20 protein-coding genes and 1 tRNA gene are annotated in these 20,391 nt (G+C 73.5%); 13 read left to right on the forward strand and 8 right to left on the reverse strand.

Translation table 11 applies throughout. The features are described from left to right. Window positions 1-24: 24 nt before the first annotated feature. On the forward strand, window positions 25-702 hold the full coding sequence (locus AB0O40_RS00945) for an AIM24 family protein (protein WP_365034243.1): 678 nt from the start codon (window positions 25-27) through the stop codon (window positions 700-702). Between the two features lie 13 nt (window positions 703-715). Here AB0O40_RS00945 and AB0O40_RS00950 read toward each other — a convergent pair whose 3' ends face one another. The 5 genes from AB0O40_RS00950 to zapE form a co-directional block, all read right to left on the reverse strand. After that, window positions 716-1,633 carry a polysaccharide deacetylase family protein gene (locus AB0O40_RS00950; protein ID WP_365034245.1) on the reverse strand — a complete coding sequence of 306 codons (918 nt, stop codon included), beginning with the start codon at window positions 1,631-1,633 and terminating at the stop codon, window positions 716-718. 17 nt (window positions 1,634-1,650) lie between these two features. Next, window positions 1,651-2,517, reverse strand: a complete 867-nt coding sequence (locus AB0O40_RS00955) for a PPK2 family polyphosphate kinase (RefSeq protein WP_365034247.1) — start codon at window positions 2,515-2,517, stop codon at window positions 1,651-1,653. 67 nt (window positions 2,518-2,584) lie between these two features. Next, on the reverse strand, window positions 2,585-3,934 hold the full coding sequence (locus tag AB0O40_RS00960) for an alkaline phosphatase PhoX (protein WP_365034249.1): 1,350 nt from the start codon (window positions 3,932-3,934) through the stop codon (window positions 2,585-2,587). A 100-nt stretch (window positions 3,935-4,034) separates the two neighbouring features. Continuing rightward, the gene (locus AB0O40_RS00965) at window positions 4,035-4,460 is read right to left on the reverse strand and encodes an OsmC family peroxiredoxin (RefSeq protein ID WP_365034251.1); all 426 of its coding nucleotides are present in this window, start codon (window positions 4,458-4,460) and stop codon (window positions 4,035-4,037) included. A 54-nt stretch (window positions 4,461-4,514) separates the two neighbouring features. Continuing rightward, on the reverse strand, window positions 4,515-5,606 hold the full coding sequence (gene zapE, locus AB0O40_RS00970) for a cell division protein ZapE (protein WP_365034253.1): 1,092 nt from the start codon (window positions 5,604-5,606) through the stop codon (window positions 4,515-4,517). A 37-nt stretch (window positions 5,607-5,643) separates the two neighbouring features. On the opposite strand from zapE, the gene AB0O40_RS00975 reads away from it, so the two are divergent. The 5 genes from AB0O40_RS00975 to AB0O40_RS00995 all read left to right on the forward strand — a co-directional run bounded on the left by AB0O40_RS00975 (window position 5,644) and on the right by AB0O40_RS00995 (window position 9,324). Beyond that, window positions 5,644-6,450 (forward strand): pyrimidine reductase family protein, encoded by an 807-nt coding sequence (locus tag AB0O40_RS00975; protein ID WP_365034255.1) that lies wholly within the window; start codon window positions 5,644-5,646, stop codon window positions 6,448-6,450. Window positions 6,451-6,574: 124 nt separating this feature from the next. After that, a complete protein-coding gene (locus AB0O40_RS00980; RefSeq protein ID WP_365034256.1) occupies window positions 6,575-7,042 on the forward strand; it encodes an indole-3-glycerol phosphate synthase in 468 nt (155 codons plus the stop codon). 93 nt (window positions 7,043-7,135) lie between these two features. Beyond that, a complete protein-coding gene (gene murC / locus AB0O40_RS00985) occupies window positions 7,136-8,542 on the forward strand; it encodes a UDP-N-acetylmuramate--L-alanine ligase (RefSeq protein WP_365034258.1) in 1,407 nt (468 codons plus the stop codon). 28 nt (window positions 8,543-8,570) lie between these two features. Then, window positions 8,571-8,978, forward strand: coding sequence for a peptide-methionine (R)-S-oxide reductase MsrB (gene msrB / locus AB0O40_RS00990; RefSeq protein WP_365034260.1), 408 nt, complete (start codon window positions 8,571-8,573; stop codon window positions 8,976-8,978). A gap of 52 nt (window positions 8,979-9,030) precedes the next feature. Then, window positions 9,031-9,324 (forward strand): helix-turn-helix transcriptional regulator, encoded by a 294-nt coding sequence (locus AB0O40_RS00995; RefSeq protein ID WP_365034262.1) that lies wholly within the window; start codon window positions 9,031-9,033, stop codon window positions 9,322-9,324. Between the two features lie 130 nt (window positions 9,325-9,454). On the opposite strand, the gene AB0O40_RS01000 is transcribed toward AB0O40_RS00995, so the two are convergent. Both AB0O40_RS01000 and AB0O40_RS01005 read right to left on the reverse strand, forming a co-directional pair. Next, window positions 9,455-10,261 carry a hypothetical protein gene (locus AB0O40_RS01000; RefSeq protein ID WP_365034264.1) on the reverse strand — a complete coding sequence of 269 codons (807 nt, stop codon included), beginning with the start codon at window positions 10,259-10,261 and terminating at the stop codon, window positions 9,455-9,457. After that, on the reverse strand, window positions 10,261-11,538 hold the full coding sequence (locus AB0O40_RS01005) for a VWA domain-containing protein (RefSeq protein ID WP_365034265.1): 1,278 nt from the start codon (window positions 11,536-11,538) through the stop codon (window positions 10,261-10,263). The genes AB0O40_RS01000 and AB0O40_RS01005 overlap by 1 nt, the downstream gene beginning before the upstream one ends. Before the next feature lie 186 nt (window positions 11,539-11,724). On the opposite strand from AB0O40_RS01005, the gene AB0O40_RS01010 reads away from it, so the two are divergent. From AB0O40_RS01010 to AB0O40_RS01035, 6 genes are all read left to right on the forward strand, one after another. Then, entirely contained in the window at window positions 11,725-12,288 is a 564-nt protein-coding gene (locus AB0O40_RS01010) for a LemA family protein (RefSeq protein WP_365034266.1), read from the forward strand. Next, window positions 12,285-13,910: a hypothetical protein gene (locus tag AB0O40_RS01015; protein ID WP_365034268.1), complete on the forward strand. Its 1,626-nt coding sequence runs from the start codon at window positions 12,285-12,287 to the stop codon at window positions 13,908-13,910. Before AB0O40_RS01010 ends, AB0O40_RS01015 begins: the two co-directional genes overlap by 4 nt. Window positions 13,911-14,073: 163 nt before the next feature. Continuing rightward, a complete protein-coding gene (locus AB0O40_RS01020) occupies window positions 14,074-16,134 on the forward strand; it encodes a phosphocholine-specific phospholipase C (protein WP_365034269.1) in 2,061 nt (686 codons plus the stop codon). Window positions 16,135-16,253: 119 nt separating this feature from the next. After that, window positions 16,254-17,009: an alpha/beta hydrolase gene (locus tag AB0O40_RS01025; RefSeq protein ID WP_365034271.1), complete on the forward strand. Its 756-nt coding sequence runs from the start codon at window positions 16,254-16,256 to the stop codon at window positions 17,007-17,009. Between the two features lie 111 nt (window positions 17,010-17,120). Then, window positions 17,121-17,193: transfer RNA gene (locus tag AB0O40_RS01030), tRNA-His, on the forward strand. Window positions 17,194-17,364: 171 nt separating this feature from the next. Then, window positions 17,365-17,910 (forward strand): GNAT family N-acetyltransferase, encoded by a 546-nt coding sequence (locus tag AB0O40_RS01035; RefSeq protein ID WP_365034320.1) that lies wholly within the window; start codon window positions 17,365-17,367, stop codon window positions 17,908-17,910. A gap of 33 nt (window positions 17,911-17,943) precedes the next feature. Here the strand turns inward: AB0O40_RS01035 and treZ are convergent, their stop codons facing one another. Beyond that, the gene (gene treZ / locus AB0O40_RS01040) at window positions 17,944-19,704 is read right to left on the reverse strand and encodes a malto-oligosyltrehalose trehalohydrolase (protein WP_365034273.1); all 1,761 of its coding nucleotides are present in this window, start codon (window positions 19,702-19,704) and stop codon (window positions 17,944-17,946) included. A gap of 111 nt (window positions 19,705-19,815) precedes the next feature. Here treZ and AB0O40_RS01045 point away from each other — a divergent pair, with 111 nt between their 5' ends. Next, entirely contained in the window at window positions 19,816-20,376 is a 561-nt protein-coding gene (locus tag AB0O40_RS01045; RefSeq protein ID WP_365034275.1) for a DUF1707 and FHA domain-containing protein, read from the forward strand. Window positions 20,377-20,391: the final 15 nt, after the last annotated feature.

The following is a 20,391-nucleotide window of genomic DNA, read 5'->3' on the forward strand; positions in this document are numbered from 1 at the left end:
CTCACGCCCGCGAAGATCGCACATATGAAGAGCGACCTCTTTTCCTCGGATCACATGGTCCAGCCGGCCACCGCACCCGGCATGACCCTGCAGAACGCCAAGTCCATCAAGTACGCGGTGAACGGCGAGATGCTGGCCCGCCAGGGCTCGATGGTCGCCTTCCGCGGCAACCTCCAGTTCGAGCGCAAGGGCCAGGGCCTGGGCGGCATGCTCAAGCGCGCCGTGACCGGCGAGGGCCTGGCGCTGATGGCGGTGCGCGGGCAGGGCGAGGCGTGGTTCGCCCACGAGGCGCAGAACTGCTTCATCGTCGACATCGAGCCCGGCGACGCGCTGACCATCAACGGCCGCAACGTCCTGTGCTTCGACGCCACGCTGTCCTACGAGATCAAGACGGTGAAGGGCGCCGGCATGTCCGGCGGCGGCATCTTCAACAGCGTCTTCACCGGTCACGGCAAGCTCGGCATCATGTGCGAGGGCAACCCGATCATCATCCCGGTCTCCCCGCAGTCGTCCGTCTGCGTGGACACCGACGCGGTGGTGGGCTGGACCGCCTCGCTCCAGACCTCGCTGCACCGCTCGCAGTCGGTCGGCTCGATGATCCGCGGCGGCTCGGGCGAGGCCGTCCAGCTGCGGCTGGACGGCGAGGGCTTCGTCATCGTCCGCCCCAGCGAGGCCACCCCGAGCCAGTCCTCCGCGCACTGAGGACCCGCGGCCGCTACCGGCCGACGAGCTCGGAGACCTTCACGAACCGGTAGCCCCGGGCGCGCAGCTCCGGGACGATCCGCCGCAGCGCCGTCTCGGTCACCGGGGCGGCGCTGCGCGTGCAGTGCATCACCACCACCGAGCCGGGCTTGACGCCGTCGAGGACGTCCTCGGCCACCGCGTCCGGGTCCTTGGCGAAGGCGTCCCCGCTGACCACGTCCCACTGCACGGCCGTCACCTTGGCGGTGGAGAGCACCCGCAGCGCGTCGTCGTCGTAGCAGCCGCCGGGGAAGCGGAAGTACGGGACGGTGTTGCGGGCGCCCGCGGTGCGGAAGGCCTCGAAGGCCCGGTCGACGTCGGCCCGCGCGGCGGCCGGGTCCAGGGCCGGCAGTCCGTAGCAGGGCTCCTTGAAGGCGTAGTGGCTGTAGGAGTGGTTCGCGATCTCGAAGAGCGGGTCGGTCCCGATCGACCTCGCCTGGTCCGGGTACTCCTCGGCCCAGCGTCCCGTCATGAAAATGGTCGCGGGCACCTTCAGCCGCCGCAGCGAGGCGATCAGCTGCGGGTTGTCGAAGTGCTCGCCGCGGGCCGCGCGGGGTCCCTGGTCGGCGGTCATGTCGGCGTCGAAGGTCAGTGCCACGACCTTGTCGGTGGTGTGCCGGGCCCGCTCGAAGACCGGGGTGAGGCCGGCCGGTCCGGGCGCCAGGGTGGGCGGCCCCGACCGGCGCGGGGCGGTACCGGGCGTGGCGGCCCGGCCCGGGGCGCGGGAGGGTCCGGGCCCGGCGGGGGAGCCCGAGGCGGCGGGGGAGGGCGAGGCGTGCGCCCCGAGGGCGGCGTGCGCCCGGCCGGCCTCCCCGGACGTGCCGCTGCCGCAGCCCGCGAGGAGGGCACCGAGCGCACCGACGGCCGCTACTCTTCGTACTGAAAACGTCACGTAAGCAAACTATATGACTATGTGGCGAGAAGGCGCTCACGGCACTCGGCCACGTCGAAGTCACCCGCCGGGTACCGCGGATCCAGCTCCTCCAGGTGCTCCAGCAGCAGGGAGCTGATCGCCCAGTTGCGGTACCACTTGCGGTCCGCCGGGACCAGGTACCAGGGCGCCTCCTCGGACGAGCAGCGCTCCAGGGCCAGTTCGTACGCCTCCTGGTACGCGGGCCACAGCAGCCGCTCGTCGATGTCGCCCGGGTTGAACTTCCAGTGCTTGTCCGGGTTGTCCAGCCGCTCCAGCAGCCGCCGGCGCTGCTCCTCGTACCCGATGTGCAGGAAGACCTTGACGATGCTCACGCCGTCCTCGGCCAGGGCCTCCTCGAACCGGCGGATCTGGCCGTAGCGGCGGCGCAGCTGACCGCGCGGCACCAGCGTGCGCACCCGGGCGATCAGTACGTCCTCGTAGTGCGAGCGGTCGAAGATGCCGATCTCGCCCGGCCCCGGCAGCGCCTTCATGACCCGCCACAGGAAGGGGTGGGCCAGCTCCTGGGGCGTCGGCGCCTTGAAGGCCTTGATCCGGCAGCCGGACGGGTTGAACTGGCCGATGACGTGCTTGACCGTGCCGCCCTTGCCGGAGGTGTCCATGCCCTGGAGGACCAGCAGCACCCGCCGCCGGTCGCCCCCGGTGCTCGCCGCGTACAGCCGCTCCTGGAGGGCGCCCAGCCGCTCGCCCAGCGCGGCGGTGGCCGCCACCCCGGCGGCCTTGCCGGACGGGCCCACCGGGGTGCCGGCCGGGTCGATCGCCGCCAGGTCGGGCCGCTCGCCCACCGGCAGCCGCAGCGCCCGGCGGACCGAGGGCCCGGACCCGCCCTTCTTGCCCTTGCCCACCGCGCACCCCTTCCCGTCGGATGCGTACGATCCTGCGACGGATCGGCCGGGGGCGCGACCGGAGGTGCTACCGCCAGGGGCCGGTGACGGCGAAGGTGGTGCCCGGGGTGTAGCAGTTGACGAACATCACCGACCCGTCGGGCGAGAAGGTCACCCCCGCGAACTCCCCGTACTCCGGCGCCTTGGCGGTGCCGATGTTCTGGGCGCCGCGGGCGACCGGGAAGACCTCGCCGTCCGGGGAGAGCGCGAAGACGTGCTGCGCCCCGCCGCCGTCCTCGCAGACCATCAGCCCGCCGCCGGGGGCCAGGCAGATGTTGTCCGGGCTCTCGCCGGGCAGCCGGATGTCGGTGGCCGGGCCGAAGACCACCACCAGCGTGAGCCGCCGGCGGGCCGGCTCGTACGCCCAGACCTGGCCGAAGTGGTCCGCGGGGGCGCCCTCCCGGCGCCGGGCGTAGCTGGAGACGAAGTAGACCCGGGAGCCCTCCCAGTAGCAGCCCTCCAGCTTCTGCGCGTGCGTGATGCCGCGCGGACCGTAGTCCTGGAGGCGCACGGGGGTGTGGCGGGCCAGCGGGTCCGGTACCGGCACCCACTCGACGCCCTCGAAGACCGTGCCGGGCTCCTGGACCACGGAGAGGTCGGCCACCCCCGGCACCCGCATCGCCTCCAGCAGCCCGCCGGCCCGCAGCGAGCCGGTGCCGCCGGCCGGCCGGTGCGGCAGGAAGCGGTAGAAGAGTCCGAAGGGCGCGACGAAGGCGTCCTCGGTCTCGTACACGACGCCGGTGCGCGGGTCCACGGCCACCGCCTCGTGCTGGAAGCGGCCCAGCGCGGTCAGCGGCACCGCACCGGTGCGGTGCGGGTCGGCCGGGTCCACCTCGAAGACGAAGCCGTGGTCCTTCTCGTATCCGGTGGTGCCGGCCCGGTCCTCGGTCTCCTCGCAGCTCAGCCAGGTCCCCCAGGGGGTGTGGCCGCCCGCGCAGTTGTACGCGGTACCGGACAGGCCCACGCGCTCACCGGTGACCGCGCCGCGCGCGTCGAGCTCCAGGACGGTGCAGCCGCCCCGGCCGCCGCGGTCGTAGACCAGCCCCTCGACGTGCGGGACGGGCACCTGGGCGGTGGCCTTGTTCTCGTGGTTGCGCACCAGCCGCACCCCGCCGCCGGGCCCTTCGAAGGCGGCCATGCCGTCGCAGTTCGAGGGCACCGGCCCCTGCCCCGAGCGCAGCGGGTCGCCGGTGCGCGACAGGACCCGGTACGAGAAGCCCGCCGGGAGGTCGAGCAGGCCCCGGGGGTCGGGCAGCAGCGGCCCGTACCCGTCCGGCCGCAGGGTCCGGGCGGCGGCGCCGGCGTGCACCTCGGCGACCGCGCCGGAGAAGACGACGGCACCCGCACCGGCCAGCATCTGGCGCCGGGTCACTGGCATGGGGACTCCCTGGAGGCCGACAGGAGGGTGACCCGCACGTTGGTACCACGCGCGGTGCGCGCGGTCCGGCATGCGGGCCACCGGCCCCGCAGGTGTCGCGTCAGACGAGCTTGGCGTCCAGGGTGATGGTCGTACCGGTCAGCGCCTGGCTCACCGGGCAGTTCTTCTTGGCGTCCTCGGCCGCGGCCTGGAAGGCGGCCTCGTCGATGCCGGGCACCTCGCCCTCCACGGTCAGGTGGATGCCGGTGATGCCGGTGCCGGGCTGGAAGGTGACGGCCGCGGAGGTGTTCAGCTTGGTGGGCGGGGTGCCCGCCTTGGCCAGACCGTTGGAGAAGGCCATCGAGAAGCAGCTGGAGTGCGCGGCGGCGATGAGCTCCTCGGGGCTGGTCTTGCCGTTCGGCTCCTCGGAGCGGGCCGGCCAGGAGACGTCGTACGTGCCGACGCCGGAGGAGTCGAGCGTCACCTTGCCCGCGCCCTTGAGCAGGTCGCCCTCCCAGACGGTGTGTGCGTGACGCGTGGTGGCCATGATGGTTCCCTTCAGGCTGGTCGGCCGGGGCCGTTCGGCCCCGGCGGTGCCAACCTACTGCGCCACAAGCCCCTTTGCGTCACGCGCCAGCGCGGTGAGCCGCGAGATGGCGCGGAAGTACTTCTTGCGGTAACCGCCCGCCAGCATCTCCTCGCTGAAGAGCCGGTCGAAGGGGACGCCCGAGGCGAGCACCGGTATCTCCCGGTCGTAGAGCCGGTCCGCGAGCACCACCAGGCGCAGCGCGGTCGACTGGTCCGGGACCGGGGTGACGTCGGTCAGGCAGACCGCGGCTATGTCCTCCGACAGCGCGCCGTACCGGCTGGGGTGCACCCGGGCCAGGTGCTCCAGCAGGTGCGGGAAGTCGTCCAGGCTGGCGCCCGGGGTCGCGTACGCGGCCTTCGCCACCTGCTCGTCGGAGTAGGGGGCGGGCGCCTCGGGCAGGCCCCGGTGCCGGTAGTCCTCGCCGTCGATGCGCAGCGGCCGGAAGTGCGCGGACAGGCCCTGGATCTCGCGGAGGAAGTCCACCGCGGCGAACCGGCCCTCGCCGAGCTTGCCGGGCAGGGTGTTGGAGGTGGCGGCCAGCGCCACACCGTGCTCGACCAGCTTGCCCAGCAGGCTGGAGACCAGGACGGTGTCGCCCGGGTCGTCGAGCTCGAACTCGTCGATGCACAGCAGCCGGTGCCCGCTGAGGGTCTGCACGGTCTGCTGGAAGCCCAGTGCGCCGACCAGGTTGGTCAGCTCGACGAAGGTGCCGAAGGCCTTGTACTCGGGCGCGGCCGGGGTGGCGTGCCACAGCGAGGCCAGCAGGTGCGTCTTGCCGACGCCGTAGCCGCCGTCGAGGTAGACCCCGCGGGGGCCGACGGGCGCGGCCGGCTTCTTCGAGAACCAGCGACGCTTGCCGCCACCCGTGGCGTGCGCGCCGCCCAGGCCCTCGGCGAAGGCGCTGAGCGCCGCCACGGCCTCGGTCTGGCTGGGCTGGTTCGGGTCCGGGTCGTACGTGGAGAAGCGCACCGAGTCGAAGCGCGGCGGCGGCACCATCTCGGCGACCAGGCGCTCGGCGGGCACGTGCGGCTCGCGGGCGCACAGCGACTGCGGGCCCGCCTCGGCTATCTGGCTCCGCCCGGACGCGGAGAGGGAGGTCGACACAGCACTCAACTCTACGGGGCGTGCCACACTGCACCGCATGCGACGCCTGTTCCCTGTGACCGATCAGACAGCTGCCACCGCCGACCGGGAGTGGTCGCTCGACGAGCTCGCCGACGCGTACGCCTACCCGGCCCTGGCCGGGGACCCCGGGTCGGAGGGGGCCCCCGGTGCGGCCGCCCCCGGGCACTGGCTGCGGGCGAACATGGTCTCGACCCTCGACGGGGCCGCCCAGCACGACGGCCGCTCCCAGCCGATCTCGAGCGAGACGGACATGCGGGTCTTCGGCACCTTGAGGGCCCTGGCCGACGTGGTCGTGGTCGGGGCGGAAACGGTTCGCCAGGAGGGCTACCGGCCGGCCCGGGCCCGGGAGGCCTTCGCCGCCCGGCGGGCCGCCGCGGGCCAGGGCCCGGCCCCGGCCATCGCGGTGATCAGCGCCGGGCTGGCGCTGGACTACACGCTGCCGCTCTTCACCTCCCCGCTGGTGCCCACCCTGGTCCTGACCGGGGCCGGGGCGCCGGCGGACCGGGTGGCCGAGGCCCGGAAGGCCGGGGCCGAGGTGCTGTTCGCCGGGGAGGGCATCGGGGTGGACCCGGCCCGCGCGGTGGCGCTGCTCGCCGAGCGGGGGCTGCGCCGGCAGCTGACCGAGGGCGGTCCCCGGATGCTGGGGCAGTTCGTGGCCGCCGGGGTGCTGGACGAGCTGTGCCTGACGCTCTCGCCGATGCTGACCGCGGGGACCGCGCAGCGGATCGCCGGGGGCCCCTCGGTGGAGGTGCCGGCACGGCTGGGACTGGCCTGCCTGCTGGAGGAGGCCGGGTTCCTTTTCACCCGCTACCGTCGGATCTGAGACACACCGGAATTAACCGTTCCGCTTAGCTTCCGGTGGGCACACTTACAGCGCAGGCCCCGTGTCACAGCGGGGCAGGATGGTTTCCGCAGGGGCCGCCGGGCCCATGAAGGAGAGGACGTCCGTGTTCACGAGCGTTTTGATGATCGAGAAGCCTCTGACAGCCGTAGACGTGGACTTCGTCACGACCCTGCACGGAGACGACCGGGTCTCGTTCATCGTGCTCATGCAACCGCGGGGCGACCAGGACCGGCTGCTGCGCGCCATCGACGACGTCGCCCTCGGCGAGCTGCCGGAGGCGATCCGGGAGGGCGACGAACCGGAGGGCGCGGACGCCGTGGCCCCGGCCGAGAAGGCCCTGGACCACTCCCTCCAGGCCCTGCGGGCCAAGGGCAGCGAGGCGGTCGGGCAGATCGTCGAGGACCATCCCCTGGACAAGCTGAAGTCCGTGGTGGAGGAGACCGGGGCGGACGAGGTGATCGTCCTGACCGCGCCGCACTTCGTCGAGGAGTTCTTCCACCGGGACTGGGCCTCGCGGGCCCGGCACAAGGTCGGCGTTCCGGTGCTCAAGCTCTTCGCCCACAACGAATAAGCTGGGCGCCCGGCGCCTCGCGGCGCCGGACCGTACGCGTGACCGTCGCGCCGCCGCGACCGCCACACCGCACCGCACCTGGGGAGATCCCGTATGACGCCGCCCGGCCTGCCGACCGCCATGGAACGGCCCCACTTCATCGGCATCGGCGGCGCCGGGATGTCCGGCATCGCGAAGATCCTCGCCCAGCGCGGTGCCAAGGTGGCCGGCAGCGACGCCAAGGACTCCCCGACCGCCGAGGCGCTGCGGGTCCAGGGCGCCACGGTCCACATCGGGCACGCCGCCGGGCACCTCGCCGAGGACGCCACCTGCGTCGTGGTCTCCAGCGCCATCCGCGCCGACAACCCGGAGCTGGCCCGGGCCGCCGAGCTGGGCATCCCGGTCGTGCACCGCTCCGACGCGCTCGCCGCCCTGATGGACGGGCTGCGCCCGATCGCGGTGGCCGGCACCCACGGCAAGACCACCACCACCTCCATGCTGGCGGTCTCGCTCGGCGCGCTGGGCCTGGACCCTTCGTACGCCATCGGCGGCGACCTGGACGCGCCCGGCTCGAACGCCCAGCACGGCGAGGGCGACATCTTCGTCGCCGAGGCCGACGAGAGCGACCGCAGCTTCCACAAGTACGACCCGCAGGTCGCGATCATCCTCAACGCGGAGCTGGACCACCACGCCAACTACGCCTCGATGGAGGAGATCTACGCCTCCTTCGAGACCTTCGTCGGCAAGGTCGTGCCCGGCGGCACCCTGGTGATCTCCGCCGACCAGGCCGGTGCGGTGGAGATCGCCCGCCGGGTCGCCGGCGGCAAGGGCCTGACGGTCGTCACCTACGGCGAGTCCGAGGCGGCCGACGTCCGGATCACCAAGATCACCCCGCGCGGGCTGAGCAGCGAGGTCACCGTCGTGCTCGACGGCCGTCCGCTCACCTTCACCGTCTCCGTGCCCGGCAGCCACTACGCGCACAACGCCGTGGCCGCCCTGGCGGCCGGCGTGGCGCTCGGCATCCCGGCCCACAACCTCGCCTCCGCCCTCGGCAAGTACACCGGCGTCAAGCGCCGCCTCCAGCTCAAGGGCGAGGCCGCGGGCGTCCAGGTGATCGACTCCTACGCGCACCACCCGACCGAGATGTCCGCCGACCTGGCGGCCATCCGCGGGGCCGCGGGGGACTCCCGGATCCTCGTGGTCTTCCAGCCGCACCTCTTCTCCCGCACCCAGGAGCTGGGCAAGGAGATGGGCCAGGCGCTGGCGCTCGCCGACTCCTCGGTGGTGCTGGACATCTACCCGGCCCGCGAGGACCCGGTGCCCGGCGTCACCAGCGCGATCATCATCGACGCGGCCCGCGCCGCCGGTGCGGAGGTCGCCCCGCAGCACGACAAGGCCGGGGTGCCGGCGGTCATCGCGGGAATGGCGAAGCCCGGTGACCTCGTTCTCACCATGGGTGCGGGCGATGTGACCGACCTGGGCCCGGCCATTCTCGAGGGCCTGGCCGCCCGGTCCCGCTGAGCCGCCGAGTCGAGCCGAGGAGAGCGTGATGTCGTACGAGGTCGAGAAGACCGACGAGCAGTGGCAGGCCGAGCTGACCCCCAGCGAGTACCAGGTGCTCCGGCTGGCGGGCACCGAACCGGCCTTCCGCGGCGAGTACACCGACACCAAGACCGAGGGCGTCTACGGCTGCCGGGCCTGCGGTGCGGAGCTGTTCCGCTCCACGGAGAAGTTCGACTCCCACTGCGGGTGGCCGTCCTTCTTCGACCCGAAGGACACCGAGGCCGTCGAGCTGATCGCCGACACCTCCCACGGCATGGTCCGCACCGAGGTCCGCTGCGCGAAGTGCGGCTCCCACCTGGGCCACGTCTTCGAGGGCGAGGGCTACCCCACCCCCACCGACCAGCGGTACTGCATCAACAGCATCTCCCTGAGGCTGACGCCGACGGAGTCCTGAACCGGGCGGTCAACGAGCGGGTCCCGGCAACTGGGCTGAGACGAAGCGGAGGGTGCGCGAGGCGCATCCCGAGCTCTCCGATGCGGAGTGGGAGGCGCGCAAGCAGGCGGCGCGGACCGCGACCGAGGCGTACGTGCTCGGGTACCACCTGAGGGAGATCCGGGAGGAACAGCACCTCACGCAGGCCCAGGTTGCAGCCGCGGTCGGCATCTCCCAGGCCCGGGTGTCCCAGATCGAACGGGGCGAGATCCACAACCTGGAGACCATGCGCACCTACGCTGCGGCGCTCGGCGCTCGCATCACGGTGTCCATCGAGTACGGCGACCGGACCATCGGCGCCGCGTGAGCCGTTCCGCCGGCGAGTTCACGGGCCGGCGTGTGTGACTCGCCTTCGCTGTCCGCTTGATCGGCGGCGATGTGGAGAAGCCCCTCCCGGCCCCGCTCAGGCGGCCGGGAGGGGCTTCGCGTTCATGCCGTCAGGCGCCCGGGGGGAGGTGTCTGGGGCGGCCTCGGCCTTGGGTGAGGCGGTGGCCGGCGATGCCGGCGAGGGCGGCGAGGAGGCCGCCGGCGGCGGTCCAGAGCCAGCGGTCCGTCCAGCGGCCCGAGGCCCAGCCGTCCTCCGGCTCACCGGAGAAGAGCCGGGCGCCGGTGGTGGCGTGCGCCGCGGTGCCCGGGACCAGCGGGACGGACAGCGCGCCGTCCACCGCGGCCCGGCCGCCCATCTCCTTCGAGGCGACCTTCACCTCGGCGTGCACCGGCACGCCCGCGTCCGCCCGGTCCAGTCCGACCGCGGTCAGCCGGACGTAGTACGTGCCCGGCAGCGGGTCGTTGGCCCACGGCTCGGCCCAGGCCCGGACCGTCCGCAGGACGCAGGCCAGCTCCACCGACCGGGCCCCGCCCGCCGTGCGGGTCGAGGCGCCGTACATGCAGGACTGCCGGCGGCGCAGGCCGTCGTACACGTCGAGCTGCCAGGTGGAGGCGAGCCCCGAGGCCGCCGAGCCCTCCGGCAGCCGGACCGTGGCCGTGACGGTGGGCCGCTGGCCCGGGTCGGCGGCGAAGGACCAGTAGAGGTAGTCGCCCGAGGAGGCGTCCGCGGTGGCCGTGACCCCCTGGCCGATCTCGGTGGCGTTGCGGAAGGACGTACCGGCCTCGGTCGGGGCCGCGGAGCCGGCCGGGCTCGACGAGGGCGTCGGGCTCGGGTCGGCGAAGGCCGGCACCGCGGCCGGGCCGGCCAGCAGCCCGAGGACCGCCGCGCCGCCCGCGAGAACGTGCTTGAGCCGCATCAGTTGGTCCTCCAGACCGTCACACGCCAGCGCGAGAGCCAGCCCCACACGAGACCGGCGAGGAAGCCGGCGAGCGTCAGCACGCCCAGCAGCCACCAGCCCCGGCCGAGGCCGAAGGAGGCGACGTCGGAAGCGCCGTCGGGCCCGTCGACGAGGTCGACGGTCAGTTCCACCGGCAGACCGGGCGTGGTCTTCACGCCGGCCGCGGCCGCGAAGGAGGTGCTGACCCGCAGGCACACCGTCTCCGGCGCGGCCGCCTCGTCCGAGTCCGACTCGGGCCGCGGGTAGCGCAGCCCGGTGGAGATGGCGTCGGTCCGGCCCTCGCCGGCTTCCTGGCCGCGGACGATCTCCCGGCCGTGCAGGGTCGTGGCGCGCAGCAGCAGGCCGTAGTCCCGGGCCACCGCGCGGTCCGCGGCCACGCTCACCGAGGCGCGCAGCTCCTGCCCGGGCTTGACCTCCACCCGGTACCAGCGGTGCGCGCCGAACTCCTCGCGGTCGCTGTAGATGCCGGAGGTCAGGGCCGGGGCGGCGGTGCACTCGGTGGCGCCCGTCACCGGCTTCGGGGTGACCTCCGGCTTGGCCGCCCGGTCCACCAACTGGCCGACCCGGTGCGAGAGTTCTTCCTTGTGCCGGACCGCGGTGTAGGTGCCGCCGGTGGCCGCCGCGATGCAGCTGAGCTGCGCCTGGGTCTTGGCGTCCGGCACCAGGCCGAGGGTGTCGATGGTGATGTGGATGCCGCGGGCGGCGATGTCCCGGGCCACCACGCACGGGTCCAGCGGCGCGCAGGTGTCCTCGCCGTCGCTGATCAGGACGATGCGGCGGGAGCCCGCACCGCCGTCGAGGTCGCCGGCGGCCTTGAGCAGGGCGGGGCCGATCGGGGTCCAGCCGGTCGGGGCCAGGGTCGCGACCGCGGTCTTGGCCTCCGTGCGGTCCAGCGGGCCCACGGCGTACAGCTGCTGGGTGTCCTTGCAGCCCTCCTGGCGGTCGTTGCCGCGGTACTGGGCGCCCAGGGTGCGTATCCCCAGCTGGACCTCGGCGGGGGTGGCGTCCAGGACCTCGTTGAAGGCTTGCTTGGCCGCCGCCATCCGCGAGCCGCCGTCGATGTCGCGGGCCCGCATGGACCCGCTGACGTCGAGCACCAGCTCCACCTTGGGCGCCGGCTGTCCGGCGGGCTCGTCCGCGAAGGCCGTCTGGGGCCGAAGTCCCAGGCCGAGTACGGCGATCAGGATCCACAGCCATGCAAGCGGCCGTCGTACCGGCCGTTGTCTAGTGATCACCGGCGGATCCTATTGATCACATTCCGGTTGCTCCAAACGGCCCTGGATCGCGGGCGGACGCGGAAAATTACCCGTACCGGCCGGTAGGGGTGCCGTCTACGATGCGCGGGGATCGGTTTCCGGACCGGTCCGACCGAAAGTACATCCGAACGTGTGAACGTGAACGTGGAAGCAATGGGGTGGGGGATGGGAACCACTGGTGTCATCGCAGTGGTCGTGGGGGTCGTGCTCCTCGGCGCGCTGATATGGGCGGTCCGGACGTTCAACCGGCTGGTCGCGCTGCGCAACCAGACGGGGGCGTCCTGGGCGCAGGTCGAGGTGCAGCTGGAGCGACGGCACGACCTGGTGCCGAACCTGGTCGCCACGGTCGAGCGGTACGCGGCGCACGAGCGCGGCACCCTGGAGGCGGTCACCGCCGCCCGGGGCGCCGCGGTGGCGGGACGGGCCGGCACGGCCGCCCGGGCCAAGGCCGAGAACGAACTGACCGCGAAGCTCGGGGGGCTGTTCGCGCTGGCCGAGGGGTACCCGGAGCTGGCCGCGGCCGAGAGCTTCCGGCAGCTCCAGGCCGAGCTGGCCAGGACCGAGGACAAGATCGCCTACGCGCGGCAGTTCTACAACAGCGCCGTGCAGTCCTACAACACCGCGCAGGAGACCTTCCCCGGCACGCTCTTCGCCGGCGGGCACACCCGCAAGGAGTACTTCGAGGCGGAGACCGGCGCCCGCGAGACGGTCCGGGTGCGGTTCGCATGAGCCTCGCCGAACAGTTCGCCTGGGCGGGCGGCGCGGCCCTCGTGCTGTGGCTGGCCGGGCTCGGCCTGGCCATGCTGGCCACCCGCAACGGCACGGTCGTCCCCGGCCCGGCCACGCAGGAGCTCGGCGAGCACCCCGAACCGCCCGCCGTGGTCAGCCTGCTGGCCGACGGCTGGCGCTCCAACACCTACGCGGCCGCGGCCACCGTCCTCGACCTGGCCGACAAGGGCCTGATCGAGCTGCGGCAGGCCGGCGACCGCGCCGGTGACACCACCGTGCACGTCCGCGGGGCGGACGGGGCCGCGGCGCCGCCCTCCGACGCGGAGCTCGCCCCGTACGAGCGCCGGGTGCTGGCCCGGGTCGCCGAGCGGGCCGGCGCCACCGGCGCCCCGATCGGCGCGATCGCCTTCCGCGGCCAGGAGCGGTCGGACACCTGGAACCGGCAGCTGCGCGAGGAGGTCATCGCCGAGGCCCGGCGCCGGGGCCTGTCCCGGCCGCGGTTCGGCAACGCCCTCCAGTTGGTGCTGGCCGGCTCGGCACTGGTGGCGCCGGCGCTCTTCGCGCTGGCCGTGCTCTGCACCGGCCGGGTGTACCCCGCCGCCGTCATCGGCTCGCTGGTCTTCAGCGCCTGCATCTGGCTGTTCATGCGGGTGACCGGGGAGCGGGCCACCGAGGCGGGCCTGGCGCGGGCCGGCCACTGGCTGGGCCTGCGCTCCTGGCTGGTCGCGCACGAGGAGTTCGCCGCGCTGCCGCCGGCCTTGGTCACCGTCTGGGACCGCTACCTCGCCTACGGCTGCGCCCTGGGCGTGACCACCCGCGCCAACCAGCTGCTGGTCTTCGACACCGGTGACAAGCGCCGGGTCTGGTCCTCGTACGGCGGCACCTGGCGGGCCGTGCGGATCCGCTACCCGCGGCTGCTGCCCGGCTTCGGCCGCAACCCCTCGCTGCTGCTCCAACTCGTCGCGGGTGCGGCGACCGTGACCGTGGGGCTGTACCTCTTCGGCACGCTCCGGCAGCCCGACTGGGCGGTGACCACCGGACCCGACGCGGAGCACTCGCTGCGCCGTCCGGTGCTGCTGCTGAACGCGGGCTGGGTAGGCATCGTGCTCCTCGGGGTGCTGATCGCCGGCAAACTGCGCCGCTGGACCCTGCTGGTCGCCTTCCTCAGCATGTTCCCCCTCAACTACGCGGGCGAGCACGGCTGGGGCGGCATGGACGCCTTCGAGACGGGCCTGCTGCCGGTCGAGACGGCGGGGGTGGTGGTCGCGGGTGCGCTCACGCTCTTCCTGGCCGGCCAGCTGGTGGCCGGCCGGACCGGGGTGCGCACCCTGACCGGCGAGGTGCTGCGGCTGGAGGCCCGGCGCTCGGCCTCGGCCGCCCGGTTCCTCGCCGTGGACGAGGGCACCGAGGACCGGACCACGGCCTGGGCGCTGCCGCCCGGGCGGGCGTCCTTCCACACCGGTGACGTGGTCCGGCTGACCGTGGAGCGGGGCACCCGCCGGGTCCGCAGCGTCCACCTGGTCGCCGCGGGCTCGGAGTCGGCCCCGGAGCCGGAGCACGTACCGGACCCGGAGCACCGGACGGAACCGGACGCTATGGCTCCGGCCTCGGCGGGCAACTGAGGCGCCCCCGTACCACCGTTCGCCGGGGCGGGCGGTGGTACGGGGATCCGTTCGCCTGGAGTACCACCACGCGTCACGGGGGAGTCTTCGCGCGGTACCACTCGAGCGTTCTTCTAGGGACGCTCGCTGCCGCCCCCCTCCACACGCAGAGGTCGAATCCCCGATGGCTGAACTCAACCGCCGCCGCTTCATGCAGATCGCCGGTGGTGGCGCCGCCGCGCTCACCATGCTGTCCGACAGCATCGCGCGCGCCGCCTCCATCCCCGCGCAGGGCACCACCGGCACGATCCAGGACGTCGAGCACATCGTCGTCCTGATGCAGGAGAACCGTTCCTTCGACCACTACTTCGGGTCGATGAAGGGTGTCCGCGGCTTCGGCGACCCCCGGCCGGTGACGCTGCCCAGCGGCAAGCCCGTCTGGTACCAGACGGACGCGAACAAGAAGGAGGTCCTGCCCTTCCGTCCCCCCGCGAACAACCTGGGCATGCAGTTCATCCAGGACCTGAACCACGACTGGGCGGGCGGCCAGAAGGCCTTCAACAAGGGCAAGTACGACCAGTGGGTGCCGGCCAAGACGGCTACCACGATGGCGTACCTCACCCGCGAGGACATCCCCTTCCACTACGCGCTCGCCGACTCCTTCACGATCTGCGACGCGTACCACTGCAGCTTCATCGGCTCCACCGACCCCAACCGGTACTACATGTGGACCGGGCACACCGGCAACGACGGCACCGGCGGCGGTCCCGTCCTGAACAACGCCGAGGCCGGCTACGGCTGGACCACCTACCCCGAGCGCCTGGAGGCGGCCGGCGTCTCCTGGAAGATCTACCAGGACCGCGGCGACGGCCTCGACGCGGCCGGCGGCTGGGGCTGGATCAACGACGCCTACCGCGGCAACTACGGCGACAACTCGCTGCTGTACTTCAACACCTACCGCAACGCCCAGCCCGGCAGCGCGCTCTTCCAGAAGGCCCGTACCGGCACCGACGCCAAGGCCGGCCAGGGCTTCATGGACATCCTCCGGTCCGACGTGCAGGCCGGCACGCTCCCCAAGGTGTCCTGGATAGCCGCCCCCGAGGCCTTCACCGAGCACCCCAACTGGCCCGCGAACTACGGCGCCTGGTACATCGCCCAGGTGCTCGACGCGCTGACCTCCAACCCGGACGTCTGGGCGAAGACCGCGCTGTTCATCACGTACGACGAGAACGACGGCTTCTTCGACCACGTGGTGCCGCCGTACGTCCCCGGCTCCGCGGCCCAGGGACTGTCCACCGTCTCCACCACCCTCGACCACTTCCCCGGCAAGACCGGATATGTGGCCGGCCCCTACGGCCTGGGCCAGCGGGTGCCGATGCTGGTCGTCTCGCCCTGGAGCCGGGGCGGCTACACCTGCTCCGAGACGCTGGACCACACCTCGATCATCCGCTTCATGGAGACCCGCTTCGGGGTCAAGGAGCCCAACATCTCGCCCTGGCGCCGTGCCATCTGCGGCGACCTGACCTCGGCCTTCGACTTCTCCAAGAGCGACGGCGGCACGGGCGCGCTGCCGTCCACCGCCGGCTACTACCCGCCGGACAAGAACCGGCACGCGGACTACGTCCCCCCGGTCCCGGCGGTCGGCACCATGCCCAAGCAGGAGGCCGGCAGCAAGCCGACCCGCCCGCTGAAGTACGCGCCCTACGTCGACGGCGCGGCCAACACGAGCACCGGCAAGTACCAGCTGACCTTCAGCGGCGGCCCGGCCGCCGGCGCGCAGTTCCTGGTCACCTCGCCCAACCGCACCGACGGCCCCTGGACCTACACCACCGAGGCCGGCAAGTCGATCGCGGACACCTGGAACACCACCTACTCCAACGGCGTCACGGACCTGACCGTCCACGGCCCCAACGGCTTCCTGCGCCGCTTCCGCAACACCAAGACCGCCGGCACCGAGGTCACCGCCCGCCACAACGCGACCACCGGCAACCTCGACCTCACCTTCGGCAACGTCGGCACCGCCGACGTCCACGTCACCGTGACCAACGCCTACGGCGGCACCACGCAGACCTTCACGGTCCGCAAGGGCACCACCCTCGCCCAGAGCATCGACCTGCGCGCGACCCGCAGCTGGTACGACCTCACCATCACCTCCGACGCCGACACCACCTTCCTGCGCCGGCTGGCCGGGCACGTGGAGACCGGCGCCTCCGGCGTCAGCGACCCGGGCCTGATCACCGTCTGACCGGCCGGGCCGGCCGCCCCGGCGGCCGGCCCGGAGCCGCGGTGTGAGCCGCGGCCCGGTGGGCAGACCATACGGCGTCAGTTCTCGCGTACGTCACAACGTCAGCGCAGGGAGACCGCATGGCCATCGCCCACCGGACCGTAGGGACCGGCCCCCGCCGGGTCGTGGTGCTGCACGACTGGTTCGGCACCTCCGACAACTGGGGCTCCGTCCTGGACTACCTCGACCCCCGGGCCTTCACCTACGCCTTCCTCGACTACCGCGGCTACGGCCGCCGCAAGGGCGAGGAGGGGCGGTACGACCTGCCCGAGATCGCCGGGGACGTACTGGCCCTGGCCGACGAGCTGGGCTGGGAGACCTTCTCCCTGATCGGGCACTCCATGGGCGGCAAGGCCGCCCAGCAGGTGCTGGTCGGAGCGCCCGGGCGGGTCGAGCGGATCGTCGGGCTGGCCCCCGTGCCCGCCGCCCCGTACCCGATGGACGAGCCGACCCACGCCCTCTTCCACGGCGCCGCCGAGGACCCCGAGAAGCGGCGGATCATCCTCGACCTGGTCACCGGCAACCGGGCGAGCGCCCACTGGCTCGACCGGATGGTCGACCACTCCGTGACGGTCTCCCGGCCCGAGGCCTTCGCCCGGTACCTGGACAGCTGGACGGGCCTGGACCTCTCCGACGCCGTCAAGGGCAACACCGTCCCGGTGCTGGTCCTGGCCGGGGCGTACGACCTGGCGCTGACCGAGGAGGTCATGCGGGGCACCTGGCAGGTCTGGTACCCGCACTGCGAGGTCCGGGTGCTGCCGGGCACCGGGCACTACCCGATGCACGAAACGCCCGTGGCGCTGGTCACAGCGGTCGAGGCCTTCCTCAAGGGCTGACCGGGCCCGGCCGGATCCGGGGTCCCGGCACCCGCCGCACGGCGCCGGGACCACTCCGCTGATCGGCTATGCTGTGCATGCACATCGAACGGGCACCCGCTGCCCGTCGTGGTGGGTGTAGCTCAGTTGGTAGAGCACCTGGTTGTGGTCCAGGTGGCCGCGGGTTCAAGTCCCGTCACTCACCCTGTTCGACTTCGGGGCGTACGCATCGGCGTACGCCCCGCAGTCGTTTCCGGAGCGACCGGGAACCGGCCGTGACCGCCCGGGAGTTCGGGCCGGCCGACGGCGGCTCGAATGCGTCCGGCGCATAGGCGCGGGGCGGGCTCATGTGATAGTCCACGGTGTCATGGGCGACTTGGTGGACGTGGTGACCGCACGGCTTGTCCTGCACCCGATGACCCCGGCCGACGCGGAGCGGCTGCTGGCCCGCACCCCGCGGGCCGCCGACCGCTGGGCCCCCGGCTACCCGGCCGAGGTCGACCTGGTCGGGGCCCGCAACTTCCTGAGCACCTGCGCCGAGGGCGGGGACCCCGGACCGTTCGGGGCCTACGAGATCCGGCGCCGGGCGGACGGGGCCGCGATCGGCGGGCTGGGCTTCCACGGCCCGGCCGACGAGGAGGGCAGCGTCACCATCGGGTACGGGCTGATCCCCGCCGTCCGCGGCCAGGGGTACGCCGCCGAGGCGCTGCGGGCGCTGGTGGGACTGGCCCGGGAGCTGGGCGCGCGCAGCGTGCGGGGCGACACCTCGCACGACAACATCGCCTCCCAGCGCGTGATGGCCGCCGCCGGCCTCGAGCTGATCGGGGAGGACGACCAGCTCAGGTACTACGAGGTGAGCTGGGCCCCGCCGCCGGCGGGCGCCGGGGCCGGCGCGAGCGCCGGCGCGGGTACGGGCGGGTAGCGGGCCGGACGCGCCGGCCCGCCGCCCGGCCGCTCAGGGCCCCAGTACCACCGCGGACTCGCCGGGTACGTGGAGTCGGCCGTCCGGGTCCAGGGGGGCGGTGGGTTCCCAGGAGGCCAGGACCCGCACGCCGTTGCGGCCCAGGGCGATCGTCACCGGGTCCGGTGCCAGGTTGACCGCCACCCGCACGTCCCCGCGCCGGTACGTGATCCAGCGCCGCTCCTCGTCGAAGGCGACCCGGACCGCCGCCAGGTCCGGATCGCGCAGGTCCGGCTGGCGCCGGCGCAGCGCCACCAGGGTCCGGTACCACTCCAGGAGGCGGCCGTGCGGGGCGTTGGCCGGCTCGTGCCAGTCCAGCACCGAGCGGTCCCGGGTGGCCGGGTCCTGCGGGTCCGGCACGTCCTCCGCGGCCCAGCCGTGCGCCGCGAACTCCCGCCGCCGGCCCGCGCGGACGGCCTCGGCCAGGCCGGGGTCGGTGTGGTCGGTGAAGTACTGCCAGGGCGTGCCCGCGCCCCACTCCTCGCCCATGAACAGCATCGGCACGAACGGCCCGGTCAGGGTGAGCGCCGCCGCGCAGGCCAGCAGGCCCGGGGACAGTGCGGCCGACAGCCGGTCGCCGGTGGCCCGGTTGCCGACCTGGTCGTGGGTCTGGGCGTAGCCCAGGAAGCGGTGGGCGGGGGTGCGGCGGCGGTCCACCGGCCGGCCGTGGGCGCGGCCCCGGAAGCTCGACCAGGTGCCGTCGTGGAAGAACGCCCGGGTCATCGTCTTGGCCAGGGCGGCCAGCGGGGCCGCGGCGAAGTCCGCGTAGTAGCCCTGCGACTCGGCGGTCAGGGCGGTGTGCAGGGCGTGGTGGAAGTCGTCGTTCCACTGCGCGTGCAGGCCCAGCCCGCCGGCCGGCCGCGGGGTGGTGGTGCGCGGGTCGCACAGGTCCGACTCGGCGATCAGGAACAGCGACCGGCCGCTCTCCGCGGACAGCGCGTCCACCGCCTCGGCCAGCTCCTCCAGGAAGGTCAGCGCGCGGTCGTCGGCCAGGGCGTGCACGGCGTCCAGCCGCAGCCCGTCGATCCGGTAGTCGCGCAGCCAGGCCAGCGCGCTCTCCCGCAGGTAGGCCCGCACCTCGTCGGAGCCGGCCGCGTCCAGGTTGACCGCCGCGCCCCAGGGCGTGTGGTGCGTGTCGGTGAAGTAGGGCCCGAAGGCGGGCAGATGGTTGCCGGAGGGGCCCAGGTGGTTGTGGACCACGTCCAGCACCACCCCCAGCCCCTGCGCGTGCGCCGCCGCCACGAACCGGGCCAGTCCCGCCGGGCCGCCGTACGGCTCGTGGACCGCCCAGGGCGCCACCCCGTCGTACCCCCAGCCGTGCCGGCCCGGGAAGGGGCAGACCGGCATCAGGGAGACGTGCGAGACACCCAGCTCCACCAGGTGCGCCAGCCGGCCGGCCGCCGCGTCGAAGGTGCCCTCGGGGGTGAAGGTGCCGATGTGCAGCTCGTACAGCACCGCGTCCTGGAGGGCCGGCAGCGGCCGGGCCGGGGCCCCGCCGGCGGTGGCCGCCAGGGCGGCCGGGTCCACCACCGCGCTCGGCCCCTCCGGGCCGTCCGGCAGTCGCCGGCCGCGCGGATCGGGCCGCAGCACCGGGTCCTCGCCCAGGAGGAAGCCGTACCGGTCGCCCTCGGCGGCCGGCGCCTCGGCCGTCCACCAGCCGGCGCGCACCGGATCCCGCTCCAGCGGCGCCGGTGGTTCCCCCCGCAGCCGCATCGCGACGCGTTCCGCCTGTGGTGCCCAGACCTCGAACCGCATGAGCCGGTCCCCTCGTAGCCGACGGTACCCAACGTGCCTTCGCCGCCCATCATCGCGGGCCGCGGGGGCCCCTTCTGGACACTCCGCCCATGACGGGCCGACAATCACCCTGTGACGTCGAGTTTTGAGTTCCGCACCCCCTTCCCCGCCCGGCTCTCGGACGCCCAGCGGGACCGTGCCCTCGGGCTGCTGCGCGAGGGCGCCGCCCAGGGGAAGCTGTCGCACGACACCTTCCTGCGGCGGATGGAACTCGCCCTGCTCGCCCGGCGCGCCGACGAGCTCGCCGCGCTCACCGCCGACCTCGACGCGGGTCCCACCCAAAAGCCCTGGGGCACCCGGCTGTTCGGCTGGGTCAGCCGGGTCTCGGCCGTCTCGGTGGGCGTCCGGCACGCCTGGCAGGCCGAGAAGCTGCCCAAGCTGCTGCTGCCGCAGCCCGGCCCGCACCCGCTGCGGATCGGCCGCGACCCGGGCAACGGCCTGCGGCTGAGCCACGACACCGTCTCCCGCGCGCACGCCGAACTGAGCCTGCGCGACGGCCTGTGGGTGCTGCGCGACCTCGGCTCCACCAACGGCACCACCGTCAACGGCCGGCGCGTCACCGGCGCCGCGATCGTCCGCGAGGGCGACCAGGTCGGCTTCGGCAGCATGCTCTTCCGGCTCTCCGCCGGCTGACCGGGGCCCGACCGC

Origin of the sequence: Streptomyces sp. NPDC089919 (genome assembly GCF_040684615.1) — a bacterium.
GTDB lineage: Bacteria > Actinomycetota > Actinomycetes > Streptomycetales > Streptomycetaceae > Streptomyces.